This is a genomic window from Sphingobium sp. R-21, assembly GCF_049913335.1.
In the GTDB taxonomy this organism is placed as follows: Bacteria; Pseudomonadota; Alphaproteobacteria; order Sphingomonadales; family Sphingomonadaceae; genus Sphingobium.
In genome coordinates this window covers 434,705-446,983 of record NZ_CP184375.1, presented here as the reverse complement: position 1 = coordinate 446,983, position 12,279 = coordinate 434,705, and the positions used below count along the sequence as shown (strand labels likewise).

General features: G+C 64.6%; 10 protein-coding genes. 5 read left to right on the top strand and 5 right to left on the bottom strand.

Features of this window, described 5'->3' with window-relative positions; genetic code table 11:
* The first annotated feature begins 107 nt into the window (after nt 1–107).
* The 5 genes from ACN9MX_RS16795 to ACN9MX_RS16775 all read left to right on the top strand — a co-directional run bounded on the left by ACN9MX_RS16795 (nt 108) and on the right by ACN9MX_RS16775 (nt 6,135).
* Nucleotides 108–1,247 carry an NAD(P) transhydrogenase subunit alpha gene (locus ACN9MX_RS16795; protein WP_363756034.1) on the top strand — a complete coding sequence of 380 codons (1,140 nt, stop codon included), beginning with the start codon at nt 108–110 and terminating at the stop codon, nt 1,245–1,247.
* Nucleotides 1,244–1,534, top strand: a complete 291-nt coding sequence (locus ACN9MX_RS16790; RefSeq protein ID WP_025549500.1) for an NAD(P) transhydrogenase subunit alpha — start codon at nt 1,244–1,246, stop codon at nt 1,532–1,534. Before ACN9MX_RS16795 ends, ACN9MX_RS16790 begins: the two co-directional genes overlap by 4 nt.
* Before the next feature lies 1 nt (nt 1,535).
* Complete coding sequence (locus tag ACN9MX_RS16785; RefSeq protein ID WP_363737381.1) at nt 1,536–2,930, top strand: NAD(P)(+) transhydrogenase (Re/Si-specific) subunit beta; 1,395 nt, start codon at nt 1,536–1,538, stop codon at nt 2,928–2,930.
* A 134-nt stretch (nt 2,931–3,064) separates the two neighbouring features.
* Nucleotides 3,065–4,558, top strand: coding sequence for a DUF4139 domain-containing protein (locus ACN9MX_RS16780; protein ID WP_363829659.1), 1,494 nt, complete (start codon nt 3,065–3,067; stop codon nt 4,556–4,558).
* Between the two features lie 8 nt (nt 4,559–4,566).
* On the top strand, nt 4,567–6,135 hold the full coding sequence (locus tag ACN9MX_RS16775; protein WP_363829657.1) for a DUF4139 domain-containing protein: 1,569 nt from the start codon (nt 4,567–4,569) through the stop codon (nt 6,133–6,135).
* Nucleotides 6,136–6,247: 112 nt separating this feature from the next.
* Here the strand turns inward: ACN9MX_RS16775 and fdhD are convergent, their stop codons facing one another.
* Genes fdhD through ACN9MX_RS16750 form a run of 5 tightly spaced genes read right to left on the bottom strand, consistent with a single transcriptional unit; the run spans nt 6,248 to nt 12,197 of the window.
* Nucleotides 6,248–7,066 (bottom strand): formate dehydrogenase accessory sulfurtransferase FdhD, encoded by an 819-nt coding sequence (gene fdhD / locus ACN9MX_RS16770; protein WP_363829654.1) that lies wholly within the window; start codon nt 7,064–7,066, stop codon nt 6,248–6,250.
* Nucleotides 7,063–7,299: a formate dehydrogenase subunit delta gene (locus tag ACN9MX_RS16765; RefSeq protein WP_363737385.1), complete on the bottom strand. Its 237-nt coding sequence runs from the start codon at nt 7,297–7,299 to the stop codon at nt 7,063–7,065. Before ACN9MX_RS16765 ends, fdhD begins: the two co-directional genes overlap by 4 nt.
* Nucleotides 7,300–7,309: 10 nt before the next feature.
* Nucleotides 7,310–10,156 (bottom strand): formate dehydrogenase subunit alpha, encoded by a 2,847-nt coding sequence (gene fdhF / locus ACN9MX_RS16760; protein ID WP_133652774.1) that lies wholly within the window; start codon nt 10,154–10,156, stop codon nt 7,310–7,312.
* On the bottom strand, nt 10,153–11,733 hold the full coding sequence (locus ACN9MX_RS16755; protein ID WP_363829652.1) for a formate dehydrogenase beta subunit: 1,581 nt from the start codon (nt 11,731–11,733) through the stop codon (nt 10,153–10,155). Before ACN9MX_RS16755 ends, fdhF begins: the two co-directional genes overlap by 4 nt.
* Nucleotides 11,730–12,197 (bottom strand): formate dehydrogenase subunit gamma, encoded by a 468-nt coding sequence (locus ACN9MX_RS16750; RefSeq protein ID WP_363755824.1) that lies wholly within the window; start codon nt 12,195–12,197, stop codon nt 11,730–11,732. The genes ACN9MX_RS16755 and ACN9MX_RS16750 overlap by 4 nt, the downstream gene beginning before the upstream one ends.
* Between the last annotated feature and the right edge of the window lie 82 nt (nt 12,198–12,279).

The following is a 12,279-nucleotide window of genomic DNA, read 5'->3' as shown; positions in this document are numbered from 1 at the left end:
GGTATGGCGATTCATAAAGGTCGATAATGGGCACATTAGACCAGGCTGGGGATGTGGCGGCTTCGGCCGGATCAGGGGCGCGCCAACGCAGGACGAGGGTGGAAATAGTGAAAATCGGCATAGTGAAAGAGATGGCGCCTGGTGAGCGCCGCGTTTCCGGCACGCCGGAAACGGTCAAGAAATTCACAGCGCTGGGCGCGACGGTGGCGGTGGAAACGGGTGCAGGTCTGTCCGCCGCCATATCCGACGCGGATTATGTCGCCATGGGCGCGACGGTCGCCGATCGCGCCGCCACGGTGGCGGACGCGGACATCATCCTGGGCGTGCAGGGACCGGATGCGGCCAGCGTCGCCGGCGCCAGGCCCGGCGCCTGGATCGTCGCCGGGCTCAATCCCTTTGTCGAGCGCGCGCGGATAGACGCCTATGCGGCGGCCGGCTTTGAAGCCCTGGCCATGGAGTTCATGCCGCGCATCACACGGGCGCAGTCGATGGACATATTGTCGTCGCAATCCAACCTTGCCGGATACAAGGCGGTGCTGGACGCCGCGGCCGAATATGGCCGGTCCTTCCCGATGATGATGACGGCAGCAGGCACGGTTTCGCCGGCCAAGGCCTTCATCATGGGCGTGGGCGTCGCGGGCCTTCAGGCGATCGCAACGGCGCGGCGGCTCGGCGCGCAGGTCTCTGCGACCGACGTGCGCTCTGCGACCAGGGAACAGATCGAGAGCCTGGGCGCCAAGGCGATCTTCGTGGAAAGCGTCGCGGGGATCGAGGGTGAAGGCAAGGGCGGCTATGCCACCGAAATGTCCGAAGAGTACAGGCAGGCCCAGGCTGAGCTCGTGTCGTCGCACATTGCCAAGCAGGACATCGTCATCACGACGGCGCTGATCCCCGGCAAGGCCGCGCCGCGGCTGGTTTCCGACGCGCAGATCGCGTCGATGAAGCCGGGCAGCGTCATTGTCGACCTGGCCGTCGAACAAGGCGGCAATGTCGAGGGCGCAGTAGCGGGCGAAGTGGTCGAGCGGCATGGGGTGAAGATCGTCGGACACAGGAATGTGCCATCGCGCCTCGCCGCTGACGCATCGGCGCTGTTCGCGCGCAATCTCTATAACTTCCTCTCCGCCTTCTGGAACAAGGAACGGAACGCTCCAGTGCTGGACGAGGAAATCGGCAACGCCGTCCGCGTGACGCAAGGTGGGAAAATCGTCAGCGAAAGGCTGCTTCAATTGGCGGGGGGAATGCAATGAGTTCGCTAAATCCCGATTATCTGTTCGTCTTCATCCTGGCGGCCTTTGTCGGTTTTCAGCTTATCAAGAAGGTGTCGCCGCTGCTGCATTCGCCCTTGATGTCGCTGACCAACGCGATCGCGGCGGTGGTGATCGTCGGCGCCATTTCCATCACCGGCGAGGAAGGCGCGACGCCGCTGGCGAAGACGCTGGGCTTTGTCGCCGTATTCTGCGCCACGGTCAATCTGGTGAGCGGTTTCATGATCACCGACCGCATGCTCAAGATGTTCAAGCCGCGGGGGAAATGAGATGAACGCATTCGTACCCTTTGCGGCGATCATCGCGTCGTCGCTGTTCATCCTGGCACTGATGTGGATGAGCCATCCCTCGACCGCGCGGCGGGGCGTGCGCGCGGGCGAGATCGGCATGCTGGTGGCGATTGTCGGCGCGCTGGTCCAGCATGAGGTGGTCGACTACAACCTCATCATCATCGCCATGATCGCAGGCGCGGCCGCCGGCATCCCGATGGCGCTGCTGATGCCGATGACGGCGATTCCGCAGCGGACCGCCATCTCCCACGCTTTCGGCGCGCTCGCCGTCGGCCTGATCGGCGCGGCGGAATATTACAAGCATGCCCATGGCGAATATGCCGGCAGCTTCATCATGTGGGCGCTGATGTTCGAGATGCTGCTGGGTTTCCTGACCTGCACGGCATCGGTCATCGCCTTCGCGAAGTTGCAGGAGATCATGGGCAGTCGCCCCGTCTCCTTCGTCGGACAGCGGGTGGTGAATGGCGGCGTCGCGGTGGCGACGGTGGCGATCGGCGCGATGCTGGCGATCGATCCGACCCAGACGTGGCTGTTCCCCGCCTTCGTGGCGCTGGCGCTGCTGTTCGGCATCCTGCTGGTGATCCCGATCGGCGGAGCCGACATGCCGACCGTCATCGCGCTGCTCAACAGCTATGCCGGTCTGGCGGCAAGCGCCATGGGCTTTGCCCTGGGCAACAAGCTGCTGATCGTGGCGGGCGCGCTCGACGGGGCGTCGGGTTTCATCCTGGCGGTCATCATGTGCAAGGCGATGAACCGCAGCTTTGCGAACGTCATGTTCGGTGGCTTCGGAAAGGTCGTGGCGGGCGCCGTGGGCGGCAAGGACGACCGCGTCGTCCGATCCGCCTCTGCCGAGGAAGCGGCGCTGCAGCTTGAAAATGCCAGTAGCGTCGTCATCATTCCCGGCTATGGCATGGCGGTGGCGCAGGCGCAGCACAAGGTGAGCGAACTGTATCAGGCGCTGACCAAGAAGGGCATCGACGTGAAGTTCGCGATCCATCCGGTCGCCGGCCGCATGCCGGGCCATATGAACGTGCTCCTGGCCGAAGCGAATGTGCCCTATGAGCAGCTGATCGAACTGGACGACATCAATCCGGAGCTGCCGCAGGCGGACGTGGCGCTGATCATCGGCGCGAACGACACGATCAATCCGTCGGCGCGCGACGATCCGCAGAGCGCGATCGCGGGCATGCCGATCATCGAGGCGGATCGAGCCAAGTCGGTATTCGTGATCAAGCGGTCAATGAATGCGGGCTTTGCCGGGATCGACAATCCGATCTATTACAACAGCAACACCCAGATGCTGTTCGGCGATGCCAAGGATATGGTCGGCACCATCGCCAAGGAGCTGGCGGGCGGCGGTTCCGGCCTGCACTGAACGACGGACCGGCCGCTCCTCGCGCGCAGGTCCGCCTTCCTCCTGAAAGGCAACAAAGGTCGTTCCGGGATTATGTCTCTGGAATGGCCTTTGTTTTTGCGGCATGTCTTGCACGGTTGGCGGAGGGAGCTTCGATGCGTCTGATATGTTCTGCGATAATATCGGTTGTCGTTCTGGTTCCCCAGCCGCTTTTCGCTCAATCATCGACCCCGAACGCCCAGGGCGATCTGTCCGTCACCATCTACAATAATGATCTGGCGCTGGTGCAGGACGTCCGCCGTATCGCGCTCCCCTCCGGACGCTCGCGTCAGGAATTTCCCGATGTCTCCGCGCGCATACGCCCCGAAACAGTGACATTGTCGGGCGAAGGCATCGGCATAGTCGAACAGAATTTCGACTATGACCTTCTGTCGCCCGCATCGCTGATGGAAAAAGCGGTCGGCCAGACGATCACCCTGCTCCGCACCAACCCCGCCACAGGCGCGGAAACGCGGGAACAGGCGCTGGTGCTGGCGGCCAATGGCGGCGTGGTGCTGAAGATCGGCGAACGGATCGAGGTGCTGCGCGACGACGGTCTGCCGGTGCGGGTCATTTTTTCCTCCATTCCGCCCAATCTGCGCGCGCGCCCGACGCTGAGCGTCACCATGGATGCGCCGCAGGGCGGTGCAAGGCCGGTGACGCTGAGCTATCTGACGCCGGGCATGAGCTGGAAATCGGATTATGTCGCCCTGTTCGACGAGAAAGCGGGCAAGCTCGACATGCAGGGCTGGATCACGCTCAACAACAGCACCGGCACCACCTTCGCCAACGCCCGCGCCCTGCTGGTCGCCGGGGAAGTGGGACAGGTGCAGCAGGGTTATGTCGGATATAATGGCGGGCGACCCCAGCCTCGCGGAAACCGGCCCGGGACGGAAAGTGGCGGCGGCGAGCAACTGGGCGATTTCCATGTCTATCCGATCGAGGGCCACACGACGATCGCCAATGCGCAGACCAAGCAGGTGAGCTTCCTCGACGCTTCAGGCGTCCCGGCGGAACGCGGTTACGAGTTCCGCAGCAACTGGATGGAGAGCAAGGATCAGGCGGAAAGCGCTGCATCCGTGCTCAAATTCTCCAATGCCAAAGCATCGGGTATCGGCGCGGCGCTGCCCGCGGGCACGGTTCGCGTCTATATGCGCGATACGCGGGGGCAGGCCCAGTTCGTGGGGGAAAGCGGCATTCCGCACACGCCCGGCGGCTCCACCCTTGCCTTGCGCACAGGCGACGCCTTCGACGTGAAGGTGCAGCCGGTGGTGGAACAGCGCGACACGATCACGACGGACGAATGGACGAAGACGGAACGCTGGCGCGTCACCTATCCCGACGGCACGAAGGCGGAAGGCTATGCCGAGCGGCCGCAGAAATATTATCGCACGCGCATGCGCTATATCGTCACCAATGCCAAGGCGGTGCCGGTGAATGTCGATGTGGTCCAGTCCGGCCTTTCCCAATGGTGGTGGTGGCGCGACCTGCGCGTGCCGGAGGAGAGCATTCCCGGCGTGCAGGAAACGGCTGACGTCCGGCGATGGGTCGTACCGGTGCCCGCCAATGGCAAGGTCGAACTGACCGCCACTTTCCTCACTCCCTGGTAAGCGCCGTCATGCCCCGCCTGTGGCCGTGGCTGTTGATCCTGCCGCTCTGGACGCCCATGGCGGCAAGGGCGCAGTTGCCGGTCGTGATCTCCAGCGGCCCGGACAAGGTCGCGGTCACGCTCTACCGCGATCCGGCGCGGGGAGAGGAGCCGCTCAACCGCGATGATCCCGCTGCCTTCGCCCTGATCGCGGAGACACGCACGGTGATGTTGCCGCCGGGCGAAGCCGTGATCCGGTTCGAAGGGGTCGCAAGCGGCATCGTGCCGCAATCGGCGATCCTCTTTGGCGCGCCGCCGCGGGAGCGCAATCGCGACGCGGCGCTGCTGTCGCAAAAGGGGCTGGTCGACGCCTTCACCGGGCAACGGGTGATCCTGCGCCGCACCGATCCGGCGAGCGGCAGGACGGTCGAGGAAAGCGCAACCGTCCGATCCGCCGCCGACCGGCTGGTGGTGACGACGGCGCGCGGAGTGGAAGCGCTCTATTGTTCCGGACTGCGTCAGACCCTCCTCTATCCGGGGGCGCCCGCGACCCTCTCCGCAAAGCCGGTGCTGACCATGACGACCAGGGACCAGCCCGGCGGCCTGGCCACGATCACGCTGGCCTATATAGCCACCGGCTTCGACTGGGATGCGACCTATGTCGGCACATTGGCCCCGGACGGCCGGTCGCTGGACCTGCTCGGATGGCTGACGCTGGCGAGCGCGGACGACACCAGCTTTGCCGATGCAACCGCTTCCGCCGTGGCGGGAAGGGTGAACCGGTCGGATGACAGTCGCGACGAAAGCGGGGAAAGGGCACGCGATGAGGCCCGCTATCTGAACAGGTCCAGTGCCTGCTGGCCCGCCGGGACGACCAGCGACCTGGGCAACGGCCTGTCGCCGCCACCCCCTGCACCGCCGCCCATGGCCATGATGATGGCAGGCGAGGATATCGTCGTGACGGCCCAGCGGCGACAGGAAGTCATGCTGTCGGCGCCCATGCCGGTCGCCGTGGTCGCCAGGGCGGAAAATCTGGGCGACCTCAAGATGTATCGCATTCCCGTTCCCGTCACGGTCACCGCCCGTGCACAGAAGCAAGTGGCGTTCCTGGTGAAGCAGAAGGTTAAGGGTAGCCTGATCTATCGGACGGCAATGAACTGGGAAGAGCCGGACGAGATCCGGATGCTGTTCCGTTTCAACAACAGCAAGAAGGACGGGCTGGGCGACCCTCTTCCGGCGGGCCGAGCGGTTCTCTATCAGGACAGCCCCTGGGGCCGCATGTATGTCGGGGAAAACGCGACAGGCGACAAGGCCGTCGATGAGGAGGTCGAATGGTCCTTCGCTGAAGCCAGCAACGTGACCTTGGACCCAGAACAGGAGGCGGCGGGCAAGGGGGTCATCCGCCACAGCATGGTCGTGCGGAACGCCAACCCATTTCCCATCCGTTTCGAGATCGATTTTCCAACAAACAGCGGGCGGCTGTTCAGCGGCTTCAGCGGTCGCCTGACGAAAAAGCCGGGCAAGCAGGTCTGGGCCATGACGGTGCCGGCGAACGGGACGATAAGCCTGCACTTCCGATCGGCCGAGCGGACCAACTAGAGCTTCGCGCGGAAACCTGCCCCCTCATACAAGGCAGCGCGCGCCGGCTCTGGATTCTTTGCTTTCCGCGATTTCTCAACCAGCGATCCGAACCGATCGCTTGGAAATCGCTCTATTCCCCGCACTTATCCAGACCCAGCGCCCCTTCCCCGTACAACAGGATGGAATCGGAGCGCGCCAGCGCCACCAGAGCAAGCCCCGCCCCCGCCGCCCTTTCGGCGGCAAGGCGCGTCGGCGCCGAAATCGTCACCAGCAAGGGGCAATCCGCCAACACGGCCTTCTCCACCAATTCGTATGAGCAGCGCGAGGAGAGCAGCGCGAAGCCGCCATCCCATGCCCATCCACGCTGCCACATCGCGCCGATCAGCTTGTCGAACGCATTGTGCCGCCCGACATCCTCCCGCGCCAGGCGGATCGTGCCGTCGGCCGCCACGAGAGCCGCTGCGTGGGCCGCCCCTGTTCTCGCATTGAGTGGTTGATGTTTTTTCAAATCCCCCAATGCCCGGAAAACAGCCTGGCTGTCGCTCATTGAAGAGGCCGTGACGGACGGCAGGGGCCGGATCGCCTGGTCCAGATTTTCCAGCCCGCAAATTCCGCAGGAGGATTCCGAGGCGCGATGCCGCACCCGGCTCAGCAAGGCTTCGGTTCGCCCTTCCGGCAGGGTTGCGCGGGCAATGATGCCTTGCCCGGTCGCATGCACATCTACATCAAGGAGCGCATCCTCCCGCCCGATCAACCGCTCCGCCAACGCAAAGCCAAGCACCAGTTCCTCTATGTCGGCGGGCGTGGCCATCAGCACGGCATAGCCGATACCGTTAAATTCGATGGCGATCGGCATTTCATCGGCCAGTTCGCGCGTCACGGGCGCGATGGGGCCTTCCGGCACTATTCGCCTGAAAATGAAGGATCGATCTTCCTGCTCCGCGCTCAAGGCGCCGTGATCCGTCCGACAGCTGCGGCGGCAATGGGCGACAGCGCATCGGGGCGGGCCGTCGCCAGCACAGCAATGCGCTGCTTCATCGCCGGATCCCAGAAGGCGCGGATATGATCCGCCGTCATGGCGACCGCCTCCACCTCACCCAATGCCGCGACATTGCGGGCAATCTGGTTGGCCATGTAGATCAGGCGGTCCTCGGTCGACATGACCTCATTTTCATCGCTCATGCGCGCTATCCTATTCGGCCGCTTCCAGGGGCGCAATGCGTCTGCTCTGGCGGGCCTGACTTGCATAATCGCGCTGCCAGTCGCTCGGCCCGTTCGAACGCATGACCTGTACCGCCGTCACCTTATATTCCGGGCAATTGGTGGCCCAGTCCGAATAATCGGTCGTGATGACATTGGCCTGCGTGTCGGGATGGTGGAAGGTGGTGTAGACCACGCCCGGCGCCACGCGCTCGGTGATCAGGGCGCGCAGGCTGGTTTCGCCGGCGCGGCTCTTGAGCGACACCCAGTCGCCGTCATTGATGCCCCGGTTTTCCGCATCGGTGGGATGGATCTCCAGCCTGTCCTCTGCATGCCAGGCCTCATTGGCCGTGCGCCGCGTCTGCGCGCCGACATTATATTGGCTGAGGATGCGCCCTGTCGTCAGCAGGAGCGGGAAGCGCGGCCCCGTCTTTTCGTCCGTCGGCACATAGTCGGTGACGACGAACTTGCCCTTGCCCCGCACGAAACCGTCGATATGCATGGTCGGCGTCCCGTCCGGAGCGGCGTCATTGGCGGGCCACTGCAGCGACCCTTCCTCCTCCAGCCGGTCATAATGCACGCCTGCGAAGGTCGGGGTCAGGGCCGCGATCTCGTCCATGATTTCGGACGGATGCGCATAGGACCAGCCCAGCCCCATCGCCTGCGCGACGAGCTGCACGATCTCCCAATCCTCAAAACCATTCAACGGCGCCATCACCTTGCGCACGCGCTGGATGCGGCGTTCAGCGTTGGTGAAGGTCCCGTCCTTTTCCAGGAAGGTCGATCCCGGCAGGAAGACATGGGCGTAATTGGCGGTTTCGTTGAGGAACAGATCCTGCACCACCACGCATTCCATCGCCGCCAGTCCCGCGGCGACATGATGGGTGTTGGGATCGGACTGAAGGATATCCTCGCCCTGGATGAAGATACCCTTGAACGTCCCGTCCGTCGCCGCATCGAGCATGTTGGGAATGCGCAGCCCCGGCTCGGCATCCAGCGTGACGCCCCAGGCCTGTTCGAACTGGCCGCGCGCCGCATCGTCCGACACATGGCGATAGCCGGAAAGCTCGTGCGGGAAGCTCCCCATGTCGCAGGCGCCCTGGACATTATTCTGCCCGCGCAGCGGGTTCACGCCAACGCCTTCGCGACCGATATTGCCGGTCGCCATGGCAAGATTGGCGATCGCCATCACGGTGGATGACCCCTGGCTGTGTTCGGTGACGCCCAGCCCGTAATAGATGGCAGCGTCGCCGCCGGTCGCATAGAGCCGCGCAGCCATGCGGACTTCCTCCGCGCTGACGCCGGTCAGCGGCTCGACGGCTTCTGGCGAACGCTGCGGTTCGGAGACGAAATCGGCCCATTCGGCAAACTCGTCCCAATCACAGCGCTCCCGGATGAACGCCTCGTCATAGAGCTTTTCCGTGACGATCACATGCGCCAGCGCCGTCAGCATGGCGACATTGGTGCCGGGCCGCAGCGGCAGATGATGATCCGCCTCGACATGGGGCGATTTCACCAGGTCGATCCGGCGGGGATCGATGACGATCAGCTTCGCGCCCTGCCTGAGCCGCTTCTTCATGCGACTGGCGAAGACCGGATGGCCGTCGGTCGGATTGGCGCCGATGACAAGGATCACGTCGGCCTGCATGACGCTGTCGAAATCCTGCGTCCCAGCGGACGTCCCGAACGTCGTCTTCAGCCCATAGCCGGTCGGCGAATGGCAGACCCGGGCACAGGTATCGACATTGTTGTTGCCGAAGCCCTGGCGGATCAGCTTCTGGACGAGGAACGTCTCCTCATTGGTGCAGCGGCTGGAAGTGATGCCGCCGATGCTGCGCGTGCCATATTTCGCCTGGATCCGGCGGAACTCGCTGGCGGTATGGGCGATGGCCTCCTCCCACGACACCTCGCGCCAGGGTTCGTCCACCGATGCGCGGATCATGGGATTGAGGATGCGGTCGCGATGCTGGGCATAGCCCCAGGCGAAGCGCCCCTTGACGCAGCTATGCCCGCGATTGGCCTTGCCGTCCTTCCACGGCACCATGCGCACCAGTTCCTCGCCCCGCATCTCCGCGCGGAACGTGCAGCCGACACCGCAATAGGCGCAGGTGGTGACGACCGCGCGATCCGGCGTGCCGACCTCCACCACCTTCTTCTCGGTCAGGGTCGCGGTCGGGCAGGCCTGTACGCAGGCGCCGCAGGACACGCATTCGGACGAGAGGAAATCCTGTCCCTGGGACGGCGCGACCTTCGAATCGAAGCCCCGCCCCTCGATCGTCAGGGCGAACGTTCCCTGCACCTCGTCGCAGGCGCGCACGCAGCGCGAGCAGACGATGCATTTGCTGGGGTCGAAATCGAAATAGGGGTTCGACTGGTCCTTGGCCTGGCCCATATTGGTCGCGCCATCATAGCCATAACGCACGTCGCGCAGGCCGACCGCGCCCGCCTGTTCCTGCAACTCGCAATCGCCATTGGCCGGGCAGGTCAGGCAATCGAGCGGATGGTCGGAGATGTACAGTTCCATCACGCCGCGCCGAAGCTGCTTCAACCGCTCGCTCTGCGTGCGCACCACCATGCCCTCGGCGATCGGCGTGGTGCAGGAAGCGGGATAGCCACCCCGTCCCTCCACCTCGACCAGGCAGAGGCGGCAGGAACCGAAGCTCTCCACATTGTCGGTCGCGCACAGCTTGGGGATCGAGCAGCCGGTCAGCGAGGCCGCCCGCATGATCGACGTTCCCTCCGGCATCGTCACCGGCTGTCCATCGATGGTCAGGGTCACGCTTTTGCCCGTCGCGATGGCGGGGGGCGTTCCATGGTCGGTTTCGCGTGTGTAGCTCATTCCGCAGCTTCCTTGATCGGGGCGGGGGCGCCGAAATCCTCAGGGAAATAGTCAAGCGCGCTCAGCACCGGATAGGGCGTGAAGCCGCCCAGCGCGCAGAGCGAGCCATATTTCATCGTGTCGCACAGGTCGCGCAGCAGCCCCGTCTGCGCCTCCAGCCCGACATCGATCCGGTCAGGCGTCCGGGAGTTGAGCGCCTTTTGAAGATATCCCTCCCAGCCGCGGTCCGGCGGCGACGCGGCGACACCATCGCGCGCCGCGATGATCCGGTCCATCACTTCGATCCCGCGCGTCGATCCGATCCGGCAGGGCGTGCATTTGCCGCAGCTTTCGACCGAACAGAATTCCATGGCGAAACGCGCCATATGAGCCATGTCGACGCTATCGTCGAACACCGTGATCCCGGCATGGCCGATCAGCCCGCCCGCCTGGGCAAAAGCCTCATAGTCGAATGGCAGGTGGAACATGCTGGCCGGGAAATAGGCGCCCAGGGGTCCGCCGACCTGCACGGCGCGAACGGGCCTTCCGCTCGCCGTGCCGCCGCCGATGCCGTTCACCAGTTCGCCAAGGGTGATGCCGAAGCCGATCTCATAGAGGCCGCCATGCTTCACATTACCCGCAAGCTGCACGGCGATGGTGCCCCGCGACCGGCCGAAGCCGACCGCCGCATAGGCCTCTGCCCCCTCCGTCACGATGAAGGGGACGGCGGCGAGGCTGAGCACATTGTTGATCACCGTCGGCTGACCGAACAGCCCGGCCAGCGCCGGAAGTGGCGGCTTTGCCCTCACCTGCCCCCGCTTGCCCTCCAAGCTGTCGAGCAGCGCAGTCTCCTCCCCGCAGACATAGGCGCCGGCGCCGACGCGCACTTCGAGCGTGAAGGGCGCGATCCGATCGGCCGACAGCGCGATCGCATCCTGCATGGTGGCAATGGCGAAGGGATATTCGCTGCGGATATAGATATAGCCCTGGCTCGCCTGCACGGCATGACCCGCAATCGCCATGGCTTCGATCAGGCAGAAGGGGTCGCCCTCCATCAGCATCCGGTCGGCAAAGGTGCCGCTGTCGCCCTCATCGGCGTTGCAGACGATGAACTTGGTGTCGGACGCCGCATCCAGAACGGTCTGCCATTTGATCCCGGTGGGAAAGCCCGCCCCGCCCCGTCCGCGCAGCCCGGATGCCTTGACCATGTCCACCACCGCCTGGGACGGCATCGACCGCGCCGCGTCCAGACCGCGCCAGCCGCCCAGCGCGGCATAGTCGGCCAGGCTGAGCGGATCGATGATGCCGCAGCGCGCGAAGGTGAAGCGCTGCTGTCCGGCGAAGAAAGGCAGGGCCGCCAGCTCACCCAGCCGGGAGGCATGGCTGCCATCCAGCACGGCCGCCACCTCTTCGGGCCTTACCGGGCCGAAGCCAATCCGCTTCCCGTCGCTCTCCACCTCGACCAGCGGTTCGATGGAGAAGAGGCCTCGGCTGCCAGTGCGCACCACATCGCATCCAGCCGCTTCGAAGGCGCGCGCGACTTCGTCAGCGCCCAGGGCGACCGAGGCCATGTCCCGACTGATGTAGACGCGCGTCATGCCGCGATCTCCTGCGCGATCCGGTCAAGCGCGGCGGCGTCGATCCGGGCGACGGGCCTGCCGTCGACCAGGGCATTGGGTCCGATGGCGCACAGGCCCAGGCAATAGACAGGTTCCAGCGTCACCTGACCATCGCGCCGCGTTTCGCCCATGGCGACGCCCAGCCGATCGGCCGCCGCCCTTTCCATCGCTGCGCCGCCGCGGGCCTGGCAGCTTTCGGCGCGGCAGAGTTTCACCACATGGCGGCCGGCGGGGGCGCGGCGGAAATCATGGTAGAAGGTCACGACTCCATGAACGTCCGCGCGAGAGAGGTTGAGTGCAGCGGCGATGGCGGGAATGGCCGCGTCATCGACAAAGCCTATCTCTTCCTGCAACATGTGCAGCAGCGGCAGCAGGCGGTCGCGGGTGCGGCCATGAACCTGCGTCCATTCCTCTATCAGCCTTGTCGTCTCTTCCTGCTGCATCTTCCTCGCCTTTCCGGGGCGCTATGCTGCGCCCTGGAAGAGGCTGCGTCAAATTGAAGAGGATCATGTTTGATAGAAATTA

Coding starts and splice junctions, on each gene's coding strand:
- fdhF (WP_133652774.1), bottom strand. CDS start 10,156: ATGAGCTACACACGCGAAACCGACCATGGAACGCCCCCCGCCATCGCG.
- ACN9MX_RS16785 (WP_363737381.1), top strand. CDS start 1,536: ATGAACGCATTCGTACCCTTTGCGGCGATCATCGCGTCGTCGCTGTTC.
- ACN9MX_RS16790 (WP_025549500.1), top strand. CDS start 1,244: ATGAGTTCGCTAAATCCCGATTATCTGTTCGTCTTCATCCTGGCGGCC.
- ACN9MX_RS16755 (WP_363829652.1), bottom strand. CDS start 11,733: ATGACGCGCGTCTACATCAGTCGGGACATGGCCTCGGTCGCCCTGGGC.
- ACN9MX_RS16750 (WP_363755824.1), bottom strand. CDS start 12,197: ATGCAGCAGGAAGAGACGACAAGGCTGATAGAGGAATGGACGCAGGTT.
- ACN9MX_RS16775 (WP_363829657.1), top strand. CDS start 4,567: ATGCCCCGCCTGTGGCCGTGGCTGTTGATCCTGCCGCTCTGGACGCCC.
- ACN9MX_RS16780 (WP_363829659.1), top strand. CDS start 3,065: ATGCGTCTGATATGTTCTGCGATAATATCGGTTGTCGTTCTGGTTCCC.
- ACN9MX_RS16765 (WP_363737385.1), bottom strand. CDS start 7,299: ATGAGCGATGAAAATGAGGTCATGTCGACCGAGGACCGCCTGATCTAC.